This is a genomic window from Embleya sp. NPDC056575 (genome assembly GCF_042793325.1).
Lineage (GTDB): Bacteria > Actinomycetota > Actinomycetes > Streptomycetales > Streptomycetaceae > Embleya.
The window spans coordinates 21,248-38,563 of record NZ_JBHTVA010000031.1 but is presented as its reverse complement, the minus strand read 5'-3'; the positions used below and the strand labels follow the sequence as shown (position 1 = coordinate 38,563).

The following is a 17,316-nucleotide window of genomic DNA, read 5'->3' as shown; positions in this document are numbered from 1 at the left end:
ACGCGTCCGCGAATCTCGCGGACGCACCCCGTCGTGCCGGGCCGAGTGGTCCTCCAATCCGCCGAGCGGCGCTTCGTGAAGACCCGGGGCCCGGCTCTCGTAGAAAGCCACCCGGAATGCACCTCGACCTCCTGGCGATCCTGACCGCCTTCGGGCTGATCTTCCTCGCCGAGCTACCGGACAAGACCATGTTCGCGTCGCTCGCCATGGGCACCCGCATGCGCCCGCTCTACGTCTGGTTCGGCACCTCGACCGCGTTCGCCGTGCACGTCGCGCTCGCCGTGGGCGCGGGCGGTCTGCTCGGCCTGCTCCCCGGTTGGATCGTCAAGCTCGTCTCCGCCGCGCTGTTCGGCTTCGGCGCGTTCATGCTGCTGCGCGGTGGTGCCGACGACGAGGACGCGGACGGCGGCGGCGCGCGGATCACCGGGTTCCGGGCGGTGTTCTCGACCGCCTTCATGGCCGTGTTCATCAGCGAGTGGGGCGACCTGACCCAGATCACCACCGCCAACCTGGCCGCCACCAACGGCACCTGGTCCACCGCGATCGGCTCGGTCGCGGCGCTGATGTCGGTGTCCGCGCTGGCGCTGCTCGCCGGGCGGTTCATCGCCAAGCGCATGCCGTTGCAGACCGTGCAGCGGATCGGCGGGGTGTGCATGCTCGGCCTGGCGATCTGGTCCCTGGTCGAGGTCTTCGCGGGCTGACCCGGTGGGCGCTCAGGCCTGGGGGGCCGGGTCGTCCTCCGACTCGGGCGTGGTGCGGCCGAGCAGGCGTTCGTAGCGCTGGCGGGCCGCCTGCGGGGTGCCCAGGCCCAGGCCGAAGGCGATCTCCTGCCAGGTCATCTCGCGCCCCCGGGCCATCCGGAGCAGCCCCGCCTCCAGGTCGTCCATCTCGCCCCGGGCCATCGGGATCAGGCTCAGCGCGGCGGTGATGTCGGCGTGGTCGACCGCCGGCTCGCCGTCGGCGGGTTGCGCGATACCGCTGAGCAGGAACGACACCAGCCGGATCGCCTCGTGCGGGCCGAGCATGTACGGATGCACCTGCCGGGCGCGCTGCTCGTCGGTGGCCGCGTGCCGCTCGGCGATCCGGAACAGGGAGGCGTGTACGCGCTGGGCCCGCGCCTGCTCGGGGTCGGGCGCGGTGAAGGGGTCGTGGGATTCGGGGGTCGCGGGAGTATCCGGAGTCGAAGACATGATCACAGCATGCCGGGACGCACGGATCGATGTCAATGGATCGTGTCGCACGATTCGTGGTGAACAACTTGTTCACATCTGCCGGGATGCGGGTGCGAGGCACGGCCGACCCGATGCCCGGAATGTGATGTAGCCCGCATGGATAAAACGGACATAAATTATATAGCCGACTTCGGGTTGCAATTCATTTCCGGTGGCCGACGACGGATCTCGACTATTTTCCGTTACCGCTCCGTCACGCCACTCTCCGAGATATGCCCTCGTCATCGCGGGTGCTTCCGACCGAAGCCGGCCGAGATGTCGCCTTTATTCCGCCTTTACACTCCGGGCAAACTCTGCGATTCGGTTGTGATCTCCCCATCGCATTGCCTACCTTTCTCGCCGATTCACCTTTCGGGTGAACCCTGCCGCCGGTACGCCGAATCCCGTCGCCGGCAGCGGGATGTCTACAGCGAAGAATCCGACGGGAGCGGGGGAACCAGGTGAATCGCCGTGGCCGGGATCGTTCCGGTGACGGCTAGGGGTGAAGTCGCGTGAAGCGACCGGGCTGCTCCAGTCCGAATCCGACAGCTCACCTCGTAGGCGACAGGAGAGGACCCCATTTCATGCTGTCCGCAAACGCTCGCCACCGAGCCGCCCGCCCCGCCAACGTCCGCCGCTTCGTCGCGGCGGTGGGCATCGCCGGCATGGGAGCCGTCATCCCGGTCGCCGGTGCCGGTGCGGCCCACGCGCAGGTCCCCACCACCGACCAGACCCCCACCGGCGCCTCCGCCGTGCTGTCGGCCACGCCGACCGCCGCGGTCGACAGTGCCCCGGTCCAGGCCGAGGTCGCCGCGCCCGCGGCCGCCACCGCCGCGGAGAAGGCCCGCTACCTGGTCCAGGCCGGTGACACGCTGTCCCAGCTCGCGCTGACCAACAAGGTCTCCGGCGGCTGGCAGAGCCTGTACCAGCTCAACCGCGACGTGCTCCCGTCCGGCCCGGACCTGATCGAGATCGGCCAGACCCTGCGGCTGACCGGCTCGGCGCCCGCGCAGCCCAAGGCGGAGGCCCCCGCCAAGCCGAGCATCCAGGTCCAGCCGAAGACCGCGGTCACCGGCACGACCGCGCCGAAGCCGACGAGCAAGCCGTCGGTCGACGTCGCGGCCAAGCCCGCCGCCAAGCCGGCCACCGGTGGCTCGAAGGGCAACCAGGCGCCCACCGGCGGTTCCTCGAACACGTCGAGCAAGGCCGCCCAGGCCGTCGCCTTCGCCAAGGCGCAGGTCGGCAAGCCGTACGTGTACGGCGCCACCGGCCCGAACGCGTACGACTGCTCGGGTCTGGTCCAGGCCGCGTACAAGGCGGCGGGCATCTCGCTGCCGCGCGTGACCAACGACCAGTTCGCCGCCGACCCGCACGTGTCGATCGCCAACCTGCAGCCCGGCGACCTGGTGTTCTTCTACTCGGGCATCAGCCACGTCGGCATCTACATCGGCGACGGCAAGATGGTGCACGCCGCCAACTCGCGCAAGCCGGTGGAGATCGCCTCGATCAACACCATGCCGATCGCCGGCGCGACCCGCCCGAACTGATCGCGCGACCCGGCCGCGGCGGCGCCCGGGTGACCATCGCACAGCAGTGGCAGTGGCAGCAGTGGCACGGCGCTGTGCCCCCGACCGTGGTCGGGGGCACAGCGCCGTCGCACGTCCGGTGCCTACTCCCGCGTGGGGCGCGGTCGGGCGGTGAGTACCGCCATGTCCAGCGGCAGCGGTCGCAGGTCGAGCAGTTCGAAGCCGCCCTCGGCCAGCAACGCGCGATACTCCGCCACCGTGCGCTCGCGGCCCCGCGCGTTGGTCATCATCTGGATGTCGAAGCGCAGCGGCAACACCGACCGGCCCGCCTCGACGATCGGCCGCTCGACGATCGCCAGACGTGCGTCGACCGGCATCGCCCGGGCCAGGGCCCGCAACACGATCAGGCACTCGGGGTCCGCCCAGTCGTGCAGGATCCGAGCCAGCAGGTACACGTCCGCCCCGCCGGGCAGCGGATCGGCGAAGAAGTCGCCGACCACCAGGTCGCACCGCTCCTCGGCGGCCGACGCGGCGAGCAACTCCCGGGCGGCGTCGATGACATGCCCCCGCTCGAAGAGCACTCCGCGCGCGGTCGGATGCTCACCCAACACCCGGAGAAGCAACTCCCCGTCGCCGCCCCCGAAATCGACCACCGTCGCGGCCGGCGGCAGGTCCAGGGCGGCCGGCACCGCGTCGAAGACGATCGTGCCGAACGCCATCGCCTCCCGGAACAACCGGGCGTCGTCCGGGTGTTCGGCGAAATACTCGAACGACTCCCGGCCGTGCACCCGGGTGAACGCGTCCTCGCCGGTGCGCACCGTGTGCTCCAGCCCCAGATACGACGTGAAGAACAGACCGCTGTACAGGTCCGCCAGCGCGGCCAACGATCCGTCCCGATCGGTGCGCAGCAGCGCACCGCGCTCGGTGAGCCGATAGTGCCCGTCCGCCTCGGCCCGGAACACCCCGTGCCCGGCCAGCAGGCGCATCAGCCGCCCCAGGCGGTCCGGTTCGGCGCCCGCCGCCTCGGCCAGATCGGCCACCGACCGGGACCCGTCGCCGAGGTGGTCGGCCAGGCCCAGCCGCGCCGCGACACCGATCGCCTGCGTCACCCACGCGCCGGTGACCAGGTGCAACATCTCCCGGGTCGGGTCCTCGCGCGGCGGACCCTCGTGCGCCGGCGAACCTGCTCGGCCGGTCGCCGGGTTCGGAGCCGCGTGCCGCCGAAGCACCTCGGGATACGATCCGGTGGCCAGGATCTCCAGGCGGCGCGGCCAGCGGTCCGAGGCCGGTCCGCCGGTGCTGCGGAAGTACAGCACGAAGGTGTCCTCGTGCGGATTGAAGCCGCCGCCGTCCCGCAATACCTCGTCCCGGGACACCAGCAGGTCGTGCAGATCCAGGAGGGTGACCGGAGTCGGCTCGACCACGCGGAAGGCGAAGTGTGTCTCGCCGTTGCGGGCCCGCTCCTCGGCCCGTAGTCGGGCGAAGTCGGCTCCCGGGACCGGTGCCACGGCGAACAGTTCGAGGTTGCGGCCCTCGCAGGCGGCGACCCCGTCGCCGGGCAGCGAGCATCGCACGATGTGTACCTCGACCGATTCCGCGCGCAGGCCCAGGCGTTCGGCGATCCGGTCGCGAACGACGGTGCTGGGCACGACTTCGGTGGTCCGTAATCCCCAGTGCGGCAGTCGGTCGAGCAGGTCGCCGAGCCGCTCCGGGAAGACGAGCAGCGCGGCGTGGTCGAAGCGGCAGTGCCGGGACACCATGTCCACGACCGCGTCGGGAACTCCCGGCGGCAGCGCGGCCCGGAGGATGTCCGCCGCGCCGTGTCCGCACACGTGCTCGATCAACGCGCGGATACGGTCGGCGTCCGGATCGGACAGGTACTCGGGGGCGATCCCGGTCGGGACCGCCGTCGAAGGTGCAGGGTTCATCAAAGCTCCGTTTGTCCGTGGTCCGAGGGGTGGTGCGCGCGCGTCCCGAACGGCCCGGCGGGGGTGCGCGGGTCGGGGCGGGGCGCCCTGTGGAGGCATGGGGGGTCAGGGGGTTGCCCGGGGAGGCGGATCCGGGGGCGGCGGGGCGTCACGTCGTCGGGTCGCCGATCGGGTCGTGCCCGGCCAGGGCGCTCCGGACCAGGCCCGGCGGCACGTCCAGCAGGTCGACCAACGCCGCGGCGTGCGGCGCCAGTCGGGCGCACGCGGCGTCGATCCGCGCCGACAGGGTGCGTACCTCGTCGGCGGTGAGCAGACCAACGGCCAGGAACCAGCCGTCGTGCGCCGCGACTTCCTCCAGGACCCGGACCAGGCACAGGTCGTCGAGCACCGGCTCGGCCACCCGGTGTCCGAACGTCGGGCGGGCGTCGTGGAGCAGCGCCTCGACGGTGATCCGCGCCGCGTGCGCCTCGCCCAGGCGTTCGGCGGCATCCGCGCAGTCGTTGCGCAGGACGAACGGGTCGGTCCCCCGCTCGGCGCCGATCCGCAGCCGTTCGACGAGTTCTTCGTGCAACAGTCGCTCGCGGGCGCGGAACAGGCCCGCCCAGCCGCCGCGTTCGAGGGGCGCGGTGCAGCGGCCCGGGGCGCCGGGGTCGTGGGGCGCGTCGGGCGCCGCCGGGGGCTCGTAGTCGACGCCGGTGGCCATGGACCAGCCCGCGTCGAGGAGGATCAACTGGTTGTCGCCGCCCGCCGCGTTGAACGCCATCGCCAGGCCCTGGTAGTCGATCAGCCGGTTCTCCGCGAAGAAGCCGAACGCGCCGCACGCCCGCCGACAGCGCGACACGGCCTGTTCGGCGAGTCGATCGGTGGTCACCTTGAGCAGCGAGGCGGTGCGCATCGCGGCCGGCGGCAGACCCCGATCGGCCCCCCGGTGCACCGGCAACCGCCAGCACAGGTCGGTCGCCCGGCGGGCCAGCACCGTCGCGGTCAAGGCCGCCGCATGGGCGCCGAACAGTGCGCGCTGCTGGTTGCGGTGGGCCAGCGCCGGGGTTTCCGGATCGAAGCGGCCGACCGTGCGGCGCCGGTGGGCGTGCCCGAGGGCGATCGCGGTCGCGGCGCGCGTGACGGCGGCCATCCCGGCGGTGATCGCTCCCCAGGCGAACCTGCTCTGGCCTTGGCTGCGCCGGCTGCGGCCCGCCGGGTCGAGCGGGTCGTGATGGCCGTCCGGTGCGGTGATCGTGGCCCCGTCGCGCAACCAGCGGTCGGCGGGCACCCGGACGTGGTCGAAGCGTACGGCCGCGTAGTCCAGTGGCAGCAGCCCGGTCGGCGGTCGCGGCGTGATCACCACCCCCGGGCACGGGCCGGCCTCGTCCCGCAGCGGCACCAGGAACAGCCCGGTGCCCCGGCCGATGCCGTCCACCACGATCCGCGCGCCGACGACCGCCACTCGGGGCACACCGGAAAGGCCCACGTTGGGTGGGTACTTGCTCGCCCCGGCGTCCGGGGTGTGCAGGTCGAACGCCTCGCCGGCCGGGTCCCAGACCGCCTCGGTGCGGATGCCGGCGGAGCTGTTGCCCCGGCCCACCTCGGTCATCAGAGCGGCGCCGATCGAGGGGCCGAGGGCCAGTTCGGCGATGTCCCGGGGGCTCGCCCCGAAGTCCAGCGCGGGGCCGAGGGTCATGCAGTGGTGCAGGAACATCACGTGGAACACGCTCGGGTCGACCATCGCGGCGAGTTCGAGCAGTTCGCGCAGGTACGCGGGATGGTGCAGGAGCGGATCCTCGCCGGATATGCGCTCGTGCAGCCACCGCACCCGCCGATAGGTCAGCGTGTCCCGGACCGGCCCGGCGATCGCCGCGTCGGGCCCCGTCGGCGGATCGAACAGCACGTCGGCGAACAGCTTGGCGGGGTCGGGGAAGGCGGGCTCGGTGGGCGGCACAGGGGCGTTTCCCACGGCTGTTCGCCGGGCGTGCTCGGTCATCCGGGTGGCTCCTGACACAAGGGGCGGCCGCACGACGCCGGGGGCCGGCGGTGCGGTGGTACGACGGGCGGACGGGGTGCGGAGGGGGTGGTCACCGATCTGCCGCGTCGAACGGGAGCCGGAGCAGCCAGGATTCGACCGCCGCGACCACCGGTGCGGCGTGCGCGTCGAGCACCGAGAAGTGGTCGCCGGGCACGTCCACGCGGGTGTGCGGGAGCGCCCAGTCGGCGGCCCCGATGAGCGGTCGTTCGGCCCGGAGCAGCAGCGTGGGCGTGCCGATCGGCTCCGGTTGCCGGGCGGTCAGGATGCGGAGGTAGGCGCCGGTCGCGGTGAGCCGGGTCGGGCCGGCGTCGATCGGGTCGGCGGACTCGGGGCGGGCGTCGGTCCCGAGGTCGGCGTCCGTCCCGGACCCGGCCGTGGGCGCGGCGAGGATCGTCGGCAGCGCCGTGGCGAGGAGGTCGGGATCCGGTCGCGAGGTGTCGAGCAGGACCACCCCCTCGGCCGGCCGGCCGAGCGCCTCCAGGCGGCCCGCCACCGCGTGGGCGATCAGCCCGCCGGAGGAGTGGCCGCACACCACGAACGGCGCCGAACCGTGCCGGCGTTCCAGACCGGCGACGTGTGCCGCGACGAGGGCGTCCAGGTCGCGCGGCAGCGGTTCGCCGGCCAGGAAGCCCGGTTGGGACAGGACGTGGACCGTCCGCACCCCGGCCCAGCGGGCCACGAGGCGGGCATACTCGTGCGGCCCGCTCATCGGCAACACCGAGGGTAGCCAGATCAGTTCCGGGTGCGCCTCGCCCCGGGCCCGGGTGCGGCCGATCGAGGCGTGCGCGGGCGCGCCGGAGGCGTCGAAGGCGGATCGCAGCCGCGACGCGCTCGCGAGGATGTCCAGGGCGACGGCGGCCTGTCCGTCCGCGCAGGCTCGGCGCACCAACCCGGCCAGCCCGTCCGGCAGTTCGGCGGAGGATGTGGCAGGCGAAGCGGCGTCCACGACCCGGGTCCAGACGTACCCGGCGAGTCGGGCCGGGGTGGGGAGGTCGAACACGACTTGGGCGGGCAGCCGGACGCCGAGCAGGTCGGTCAGCCGGCGGCGCAGGCGGGCCGCGGCGAGCGAGTCGAACCCGTGTTCCTGGAAGGCCCGTTCGGCCGGGATCTCGTCGGCGTCGGGATATCCGATCACGTCGGCGGCGATCCGCCGGACCAGGTCCGACACGGCGATCCGGCCCTCGGCTTCCGGGAGGGCGCGAATACGGTCGGCGGTTCCGGCGGTGTCGGCGTCGGCGGGTCGGTCGGGCGTGGGCGACAACGGGCCGGTCGGTGTCGACGTGTCGGGCAGCCAGTACCGCTCCCGCCGGAACGGATAGGTGGGCAATTCGACCAGGTCCCGCGCCTGCCCGGGGCAGATCGACCGCCAATCGACGGACACGCCCTGGACGTACGCGTCGGCCATCGACAGCAGGAATTGGCGCATGCCGCCGTCGCCCCGGCGCAGGCTGCCCACGGTCACCACGTCCCGTCCGGCCGCCTCCGCGCTCTCGTGCACGGCGTGGGTGAGCAGCGGATGCGGACTGGGTTCGACGAAGCAGCGGTGGCCGTCGGTCAGCAGCTTGCCGACGGTGGTGTCGAACGCGACCGGCAGGCGCAGATTGCGGTACCAGTACTCGGCGTTCATCCTCCGCGTGTCCAATCGGCCGGGGTCGACCGTGGAGTACAGCGGGATGTGCCCGGCGCGCGGGGTGATCCCGGCGAGTTCGGCGCGCAGGCGGTGTTCGGCTTCGGCCACGTGTGCCGAGTGCGAGGCGTAGTCGACGGGGAGTCGGGCCACCCGGACGTCCTCGGCCCGCAGTTCGGCCAGCAGCGCGTCCACCTCGGGGGCGTCCCCGGCGAGTACCACCGAACGCGGCGCATTGACGGCGGCGATGCTCACCCGGCCGTCCCGAAGCGCCGCGCGGGCGCGGAGTTCGTCGGCGGACAGCGCGACGGAGGCCATCGCGCCACCCGCGAGTTCGCGCACCGCCCGGCCCCGTACGGCGACCACCCGGGCGGCGTCGGCGAGCGACAACGCTCCGCATATGTACGCGGCGGCCACCTCGCCCTGGCTGTGTCCGACCACGGCGGCGGGTCGTACGCCGTACGCGCGCCAGAGTTCGGCCAGCGAGACCTGCGTGGCGAACAACACCGCCTGGATCACCTCGACTCCGTCCGCCGGCGGACCGTCGGCGGCGCCGCGCAGGACGTCGAGCGGGGACCAGTGCAGGTGTTCGGCCAGAGCCGCATCGCAGGCGGCCATCGAGCGGGCGAACTCCGGCGACTCGGCGAGCAGTCCGTCGACCATGCCGGCCCACTGCGACCCCTGGCCGGGGAACACGAACACGGCCTCGCCGACGGGCCCGGCGATCCCGCCGACCAGGTCCGGGGTGTCCTCCCCCGCGGCGAACGCGCGCAACGCGGCCCGGTAGGCGGCCGGTTCGTCGGCGACCACGACGGCGCGGTGCCCGAAGCCGGTCCGGGTGCGGGCAAGGGTGTGGCCGACGGCGGCCGGCGCGAAGTCGGCCCGGACGGTGGGGTGATCGGCCAGCCGTTCGGCGAGTACCCGCAGCGCGGCCGGGGTCTTCGCGGACAGGACCCAGGGCACGGGTCGACCCGGCGCGGCGGGTCGTGCGTGCGGCGCGTCGTCGGCCGCGTCCGCCTCCGCCACCAGCACGTGGGCGTTGGTGCCGCTGATCCCGAACGCCGATACACCCGCGACGCGGGGGCGGTCGGCGGACCTCGGCCACGGGGCCGCGGCGGTCAGCAGCCGAACCGTGTCGCTCGACCAGTCGACGTGGGGGGTCGGCGCGTCCACGTGGAGTGTGCGGGGCAGTACGCCGTGGCGCAGCGCCAGTACCGTCTTGATCACCCCGGCGATCCCGGCGGCGGCCTGGGTGTGGCCCAGGTTCGACTTGATCGAGCCCAACCACAGCGGTGCGTGCGCATGGCGCCGGCTGCCGTAGCCGGCCAGGATCGCGCGGGCCTCGATCGGGTCGCCCAAGGGGGTTCCGGTGCCGTGTGCCTCGACCGCGTCCACCTGGTCGGCGGTCAGTCCGGCGTCGGCCAGGGCCTGGCGGATCACCTGCTCCTGGGCGCCGCCGTGTGGCGCGGTCAGCCCGTTGCTCGCGCCGTCCTGGTTGACCGCGGAGCCGCGCAGCTCGGCCAGGATGGTGTGGCCCAGGCGCCGGGCGTCGGAGCGCCGTTCCAGGATCAGTACGCCCGCGCCCTCGGCCCAGCCGGCGCCGTCCGCCGCCGCCGCGAACGCCTTGCAGCGGCCGTCGGCGGCCAGCGCGCGCTGCCGGCTGAACTCGACGAACGAGCCGGGGCCGGCCATCACGGTCACTCCGCCCACCACGGCCAGCGTGCACTCGCCGCGGCGCAGCGCCTGACCGGCCAGGTGCAGGGCGACCAGCGACGACGAGCAGGCGGTGTCCACGGTGAGCGCGGGGCCGGTCAGGCCCAGCTGATAGGCGATCCGGCCGGACGCCACACTCGCGGCGTTGCCGGTGAGCAGCCGACCGTCGAAGCGCTCCGGGGCCTCGCCGACGCGGGGCGCGTAGTCCGCGGCCATCATGCCGACGTAGACGCCGGTGGGTGTATCGCGCAGGGTCGCGGGGTCGATGCCGGCCCGCTCCAGCGCCTCCCACGTGGTTTCCAGGAGCAGCCGCTGCTGCGGATCCATGGCAAGGGCCTCGGCGGGGCCGATGCCGAAGAAGCGGGCGTCGAAGTCGGCGGCGTCGGCGACGAATCCGCCGTGTCGCACGTAGGAGGTGCCCGGGTGGTCGGCGTCGGGGTGGTACAGCCGCGCCGCGTCCCAGCCGCGATCGGTGGGGAATTCGGTGATCGTGTCGCGGCCCTCGTCGAGCACGCGCCACAGGTCGGCCGGGGAGTCGATCCCGCCGGGGAGGCGGCAGCCCATCCCGACGATCACCAGGGGTTCGTCGTCGTCTCCGGCGGCCGGCCGCGGCACGGCGGTGTCGTCGGGTTCCGCCGCACCACCGAGGGCGACCAGGTGTCGGGCCAGCGCGCGCGGGGTCGGGTGGTCGTAGACCACCGTGCTGGGCAGCGGGATCCCGGCCGCGTCCGACAGCCGCAGGGCCAGCCGCACCGCGGCCGCCGAATGCAGGCCGAGCGAGCCGAACGTGGCCTCGGGCGCGATGGGTTCGGCCGGGTCGGCACCGACCGCGTCCGCGGTGAGGTCGAGGACCAGGGCGAGCGCGGCGGCTGATCGCGGCGCCCGGATCGCGGGGTCGGTCGGGTCGGTCGGGGCGGTCGGGGCGGTCGGGTCAACCAGGTCGGCGGGGTCGGCAAGGTAGGTCGGGTCGGTCGCGTCGATCAGGTCGCCCGAGTCGGCCTCCGCCGAGATCGGCCGCTCCAGGCCGGTGGCCCCCGTCCGGCCCACCCCCGTCGGGCTCCCCGCACCACCACCCCGGTCGCCGCCGGACGCCGCGCCGGTCGGGCTCGCCAGCAGCTCCGCCAACCGACCGCGCGCGATCTTGCCGGTCGGGGTGACCGGCACCTCGTCGACCACGATCAGCGCCAACGGCCACTTGTACTCGGCGACTTCCCGGCGGGCCAGGTGCGCCCGGATCCCGTCCAGGTCGATCGTGGCGCCCGGACGCAACGCGGCGACCGCGCACGGGTATTCGCCCAGTCGGGCGTCCGGGCGCGCGCCGATCGCGACGGTGGCGAACTGCGGCAGCTCGTCGAGCACCGCCTCGACCTCGGCGGCGCCGAACTTCAGCCCGCCGACGTTGATCGACTCGGCGTGCCGGCCGTGGAAGGCCACGGTGCCGTCCTCGGCGAGCGCGGCCCGGTCCCCGGTGCGCAACCAGCCGTCGGCGGTCATCGCCGCGCGGGTGAGTTCCGGGTCGCCCAGGTAGCCCCGGAACACATGCGGCCCCCGGTACTGGAGTTCGCCCACCTCGCCGAGCGCGCACGGCGCACCGCTCTCGTCCAGCACCCGTACCCGGGCGTCCTGTATCGGGCGGCCGATGCTGCGGACGGCGACCTCGGGTGGATCGTCCGGGAGGGTGTAGGTGCCGGCGCCGAGTTCGGACATGCCCCACTGCACGATCGTGCGGGCCCCGGCGACGCGGCGCAGTTCCGCGACCAGCCGGCCCGGCACGGCGGCGCCGCCGGTGCGGACCTCGCGCAGCCGGATCGGCGGGTGGGTCCCGGTCCGGCCCACCACGTCGCGCAGTTGCGCCGGGACGGCGAACAGCACGGTGGCGTCGACCCGGGCGGCCAGATCGGCGAAGGTCTCGACGTCCCAGGCGGGGAGCAGCGCCTGACGATGGCCGACCAGCACCGACAGGTGGACCGACAACAGGCCGAACAGGTGGGTGAACGCGCTTGCGCTGACGATCGTGTCGTCCGCCCGGAAGCGCCCCTCCCGGGCCACCGTCGCGGCGTTCGCGAGCAGCCCGGCATGGCTGTGCAGGCAGAGTTTGGGCCGGGTGGAGGTGGTTCCGGAGGAGGGCAGCAGGACGAACGGCTGCTCCGGACGCACCGGAACCGGGCGTGGCCGGCGGCCGGCGTATGCGCGCAGCAGCGCCGCGAACGAGCGCACGTCGGGCGTCTCGGTGACCTCACCGGTCACCAACAGGCGAGTGGGGACGGCCAGTCCCGCCGATATTCGACGCGCGTCACCGAGTTCGTCCCGACCGCGCCACTCGGCCGGCAGCACGAGGACCCGGGGCGGCACCCGCTCCAGCAACGACCGCAGTTCGCGCGGGCCCAGGGCCAGATGCAGCGGCACCATCACCGCGCCCAGGTCGGCGATCGCGACATGCGCGAGCAGGAACTCCCAGGAGTTGGCCAGCCGTACCGCCACGGGGTCGCCCGGGCGCACGCCGAGGTCCTGGAGTCCGGCGGCCAACGCGTGTGACTCGGCGCGCCATTCGCGCCAGGTCCGGGTGTGTTCCCCGTCGGACACGGCGGGTGCGTCGGCCCACGCGGCGGCGGCCTCGGCGAACAGGTCGGGCAGCGTACGCGGGTCCTCGACCCGGTCGTGCATCGTTTCGTCGATCAGGTAGTCGCCCACCGTGATGGCCATCCGCACCTACCCCCGCACACCGAATGGGCCGCCACACGCCGACCGTTGCGCACACAGGCGGTGACCATGGCGCGCGTATGCGTGTGCATGGTGCGGGTGGGGCGCACATCTTGTCAAGACGAAAGGGTCTTATCGGTCGATCATTTCGATCGGGATGCGATGGCCGCCGTGCGGCGGCTGTTGTCGGGAGCCGGCGGAAGTCGCCCGGCATCGGCCGCAATCGCACACCGGCCCGGGCGAATTCGGAGCGTTCGTTGTCCGGGTGGGACGAATTCCGACGCGCATATCGCGCGTGCCGCGCACGAATTCGCTCCGGTGTCGAATTGGTGCGGGCGAACCCGGTACACGTTCCGAATGCGGTCCGGGCGCATTCGGAACGTGTACGGGGGCGGATTGCGAGCGCACCCGGTACGCTCCCGGCCCGCGTGCCGGACCGGTCCGGTCCGCGATTCCCCCGTCGTTCGGGCCGATTCCGGGCACGTCGAGCACATATCGAGCCGAGGCGACCCCTTACGGCCGCCCGGCGTTGGAGGTCGCCCCGGCGGTGGCCGTCGGCAGGCGGGGCAATTCCGCGGCGAGCGAGAGGGCACCCCGCAGGGACGCGTCCTGGAGGAAGCGGGCCGGGACGACCACCGGCGGGAAGGGCACGGCGGTGCGGATGCGGGCGCGCAGCGCGGCCAGCACCCGCGGCGCGGAACGCATCAGGCCGCCGGTGATCGCGATGCGTTCGGCGTCGATCGTGATCGCCAGATTCGCGACGTGGACCGCGAGTTCGTCCAGCGCCTCGTCGACCAGGGCCCGTACGCGCGGATCCGGGTCGGTGAACAACGCGGCGGCGTCCACCTCACGGCCGAGCAGTTCGCCGCCGCGCCGGCCCAGGCCGCTGCCGGCGGTGTACTCCTCCAACGGCGCGCGCCCGGCGCCGAATCCGACGTCCGCGCGGTCCCGAAGCAGGTAACCGATCTCGCCCGCCGCGCCGTTCGCCCCGGCCAGGACCCGCCCGCCGAGCACGATCGCCGCGGCGATCCCGGTGCCGAGGGTGAGCAGGATCGCCGGGTCCGCGCCGCGCAGCGCGCCCCAGCGGGACTCGGCCAGCGCCGCCGCCTTGCCGTCGTTGCCGACCGCGACCCGCTCCGGGTCCAGGTCGAAACCCTCGGCCAGGGTGGCCGCGAGCGCCAGATCCTGCCAGCCGGGCACGTTGGGCGCGAGCAACACCCGGTCGGGCAGCACGATCCCGGGGCTGACCGCGCCCACCGCCGAGCAGTGCCCGCCGGTATCGGCCGCGGTCCGTGCGACCAGGTCGCGAGCCACGTGCATGGCACGCCGCACCGCCTGCTCGGCGCCCTCGCGGGCGTCGGTTTCCAGCCGTTCGCCGGCCAGCACCGTGCCGTCCGGCCGCGCGGTCGCCACCGCGATCTTGGTGCCACCGAAGTCGATGCCACACACGAACGACTCCCCCACCCCCGCGCCGAAGCGGGCGAACACCCGCTCCGGCGCGGGAAGGGCGCCGGGAGCGCCGGGTGCCTCCGGAGCGCCGAATGCCTCGGCGGCAGCGGGATTCCGATCACCACCGACCGCCCTCATGCGGGCTCCGCGACGCCACCGCCGGTCGCACCGGCTCCACCCGGCCCGACCTCGCTCGCCGCCGCCCCGGCCGGTGCCGGTTCACCATCGACCTTGCCGTCCACATCCGCCTCGTTCCGGTTCACGTACACCTCGTCGATCTCCCTCGGCCCGAACGGCCAGGTCCGCTCCACCTTCGCCCAGATCAGGAACGCCAGACACCCCAGCGCCACCCACGCCAGCGACCACTCGATCGGATGCCGGTCGGGCGAATTCTTGTCCGCGTAGCAGAAGATCGCTATCCAACCGACCAACGAAACCACGGCCGGCACCGGGTAGAGCCACATCCGGTAGGGCCGGCGCAGCCCGGGTTGCCGGCGGCGCAGCACGATCAGCGCGGCCACCTGGGACACCGCCTGCACGATCACCATCACCGCGGTCAGCAGCACGATGATCGTGTTGAAGTCGGTGTGGTTGCCGATCAGGAAACCGGCCGCGGTCACCACGCCCATGGTGATCAGGCCCACGGTCGGGAACCGGTGGCGCGGGTGCAGTCGGGCGAACTGCTTGAAGAACACCCGGTCGCGGGCCGCGTCGAAGGGCACCCGGGAACCGCCGAGCAGGCCGGCGAACACCGACGCGAAGGCGGTGATCAGGATCAGCACGGTCACGGTCTGTGCCGCACCCTTGCCCCACGCCTTCTCCAGGACCAGCGAACCGATCGACGAGGAACCGGAGATGGTGTCGGTGTCGGTCACCCCCAGTACGCCGATCTGCATGATCAGGTAGATCCCCATGATGCCCACGATCGAGTAGACGATCGAACGCGGCAGTACCCGGCCGGGGTTCTTGATCTCGGCGCCGAGGTAGGCGGTGGTGTTGTACCCGAGGTAGTCGTAGATGCCGATGTTCAGGCCGCCGACGAACGCCAGCCAAAAGGCCGTGGTGCCCATGTCGAACGCGCCGTCGGGATAGGTGAAGGCCAGGTCGGCGTCGAAGTTGGTGTAGCACGCGATGATCACCGCGCCCACGCTGATCAGCATGACCACCCACATGATGGTGCTGAGCAGCCCGATCGACTCGATCCGGCGCCACAGCAGCAGCACCACGAGCACCACCACGCCGACGCCGACGACGTCGCCCTCGCTCTGCGACATCGAGGGCCACAGGTATTGCAGGTACTGGACCATGCCCAGCACGCCGGTGGACATGATCAGCGGGATGAACAGGATGGCCGTCCAGACGAACAGGAACGGCATCAGCCGACCCGTGCGGTACTGGAACGCCTCGCGCAGATAGATGTACGTGCCGCCCGCGCCCGGCATCGCGGCGCCGAGTTCGGCCCAGATCAGGCCGTCGGCGAGGGCCAGCAGCGCGCCGGCGAGGAAGCCGAGGATGGCCTGCGGGCCGCCGAAGGTGCCGACCATCAGCGGGATCGTGACGAACGGTCCGATGCCGCACATCTGGCTCATGTTGATCGCGGTCGCCTGGAACAGGCCGATCCGGCGGGCGAATCCGCCGTCCGGCGTGGTCGTTCTCGGGCCGGCGCTCATCGTGGACCTCCTGCAGAGGGGTACCCCCGGGGGAACACCGGGGGTCGGAACGATGGTGCGGAGAAAGGGACTTCGGACAACGGCCGAGTGCTCGGGGCCGCCGGTTTGTTAAGTAAAATTCCTTAACTAATCCCCGTCAAGAGCGCCCCGGGATCGAGGCCACATCTTTGCCCTTCCGTGGCGGTTACAGTGGCGCGACCACCTTCGATGCCGCTGACGGAGAGCCGATGACCCCAGGAGGTATCCCGCCGGAACCCGACGCGCCCGCCGTGGCGCACTGGAACCGGGGCGTGCTGCGCAGTCACAACGAGCGGGTACTCCTGGATCGGGTCCGCGCCGCCGCGCCCATCTCGCGCGCCCAACTCGCCCGCGACACCGGCCTGTCCAAACCGACGGTGTCCACCGCCCTGGAGGCGTTGGAACGCGCGGGGCTGGTGCGACCGGTGGGCCTGGAGACGGGCGCGCGGGGTCGGGCGGCGCTGCTGTACGAGCCCGATCCGACGGCGGGCTACGTGGTGGGGATCGACGTCGGGCGGTCCTGGATCCGGGTCGCGGTCGCCGACCTGGACGGCCGGCTGCTGGCCCGCCAGGATCGGCACAACCGAGCCCGTACCTCGGCCACCATGCTGGCCACCGCCACCGACCTGGCGCGGACCGTGGTCGCCGACGCCGGCCTGGAGCCCACCGCCGTGGTGCACACCGTGATCGGCTGCCCGGGCGTGTACGACCGCGCGGCCGACCGGATCCGGTACGCGGTCAACCTGCCCGGATGGGGCCGCCCGGGCCTGCGCGGCCGGATGGAGGCGGCGCTCGGCACCACCGTGGACATCGTCAACGACGCCAACCTGGCCGCGCTCGGCGAGTACCACGGCGGCGCCGGCGCGGGCTGCCCGCTGTTCGTGTACGTCACCGTCGGCACCGGCCTGGGCATGGGCATCGTCGCCGACGGGCGGCTGTTCCCGGGCGCGGGCGGCGCGGCGGGCGAGATCGGCTTCCTGCCGCTGTCCCCGCGCCCGTCGGACCGGGTCGGGCACGGCGCGAGCGGCCCGGTCCCGCGACGCGGCATGCTGGAGGACGCGGTGTCCGCCGACGCGGTCGTGCGCGGCGCGCGGGCGCTGGGGATGACCGGGCCGCTCACCGCGAAGGCCGTCTTCGACGCCGCCCGCCGCGCGGAGGAGCCGGCCGTGAGCGCGGTCCGGCACGAGGCGCAGCGGCTCGCCCACGTGGTGGCCTCGGTCGCCGCCGTGCTCGATCCGGAACTGGTGGTCCTCGGCGGCGGGATCGGCGCCAACGCGGACCTGCTGCTCGGCCCGATGACCGCCGAACTGCACGAGTTGACCCCGCTGCGCCCGCGGGTGGCCGCGAGCGGCCTCGGCGAGGAGGCGGTCCTGCTCGGCGCGGTGGCCACGGCCGTCGCCACCGCCCGTGACCGCGTGTTCACCCACCACACGATGGGCCAGGGTTAGCCCGCC

At 73.2% G+C, this 17,316-nt stretch carries 9 protein-coding genes and 1 riboswitch; of the genes, 3 read left to right on the top strand and 6 right to left on the bottom strand.

Going from position 1 to position 17,316, the window contains the following annotated elements; translation table 11 throughout:
• The first annotated feature begins 116 nt into the window (after nucleotides 1–116).
• Nucleotides 117–701, top strand: coding sequence for a TMEM165/GDT1 family protein (locus tag ACFRCG_RS24440; RefSeq protein WP_126642227.1), 585 nt, complete (start codon nucleotides 117–119; stop codon nucleotides 699–701).
• Between the two features lie 12 nt (nucleotides 702–713).
• Here ACFRCG_RS24440 and ACFRCG_RS24435 read toward each other — a convergent pair whose 3' ends face one another.
• Entirely contained in the window at nucleotides 714–1,190 is a 477-nt protein-coding gene (locus tag ACFRCG_RS24435) for a DNA-binding protein (RefSeq protein ID WP_380034710.1), read from the bottom strand.
• 442 nt (nucleotides 1,191–1,632) lie between these two features.
• Nucleotides 1,633–1,789: riboswitch (cyclic di-AMP (ydaO/yuaA leader) on the top strand.
• Between the two features lie 6 nt (nucleotides 1,790–1,795).
• On the opposite strand from ACFRCG_RS24435, the gene ACFRCG_RS24430 reads away from it, so the two are divergent.
• Nucleotides 1,796–2,758: an NlpC/P60 family protein gene (locus ACFRCG_RS24430; RefSeq protein ID WP_380034707.1), complete on the top strand. Its 963-nt coding sequence runs from the start codon at nucleotides 1,796–1,798 to the stop codon at nucleotides 2,756–2,758.
• A 122-nt stretch (nucleotides 2,759–2,880) separates the two neighbouring features.
• On the opposite strand, the gene ACFRCG_RS24425 is transcribed toward ACFRCG_RS24430, so the two are convergent.
• The 5 genes from ACFRCG_RS24425 to ACFRCG_RS24405 form a co-directional block, all read right to left on the bottom strand.
• Nucleotides 2,881–4,665 (bottom strand): methyltransferase, encoded by a 1,785-nt coding sequence (locus ACFRCG_RS24425; protein WP_380034704.1) that lies wholly within the window; start codon nucleotides 4,663–4,665, stop codon nucleotides 2,881–2,883.
• Between the two features lie 148 nt (nucleotides 4,666–4,813).
• Nucleotides 4,814–6,643: an acyl-CoA dehydrogenase gene (locus ACFRCG_RS24420; RefSeq protein ID WP_380034701.1), complete on the bottom strand. Its 1,830-nt coding sequence runs from the start codon at nucleotides 6,641–6,643 to the stop codon at nucleotides 4,814–4,816.
• 91 nt (nucleotides 6,644–6,734) lie between these two features.
• A complete protein-coding gene (locus tag ACFRCG_RS24415) occupies nucleotides 6,735–12,728 on the bottom strand; it encodes a beta-ketoacyl synthase N-terminal-like domain-containing protein (protein WP_380034698.1) in 5,994 nt (1,997 codons plus the stop codon).
• Between the two features lie 510 nt (nucleotides 12,729–13,238).
• Entirely contained in the window at nucleotides 13,239–14,312 is a 1,074-nt protein-coding gene (locus ACFRCG_RS24410; protein ID WP_380034695.1) for an ROK family protein, read from the bottom strand.
• Complete coding sequence (locus ACFRCG_RS24405) at nucleotides 14,309–15,844, bottom strand: APC family permease (protein ID WP_380034692.1); 1,536 nt, start codon at nucleotides 15,842–15,844, stop codon at nucleotides 14,309–14,311. The genes ACFRCG_RS24410 and ACFRCG_RS24405 overlap by 4 nt, the downstream gene beginning before the upstream one ends.
• A gap of 227 nt (nucleotides 15,845–16,071) precedes the next feature.
• Between ACFRCG_RS24405 and ACFRCG_RS24400 the strand changes: the two genes are divergently transcribed.
• Nucleotides 16,072–17,310 carry an ROK family transcriptional regulator gene (locus ACFRCG_RS24400; RefSeq protein ID WP_380034689.1) on the top strand — a complete coding sequence of 413 codons (1,239 nt, stop codon included), beginning with the start codon at nucleotides 16,072–16,074 and terminating at the stop codon, nucleotides 17,308–17,310.
• The last annotated feature ends 6 nt before the right edge of the window (nucleotides 17,311–17,316 follow it).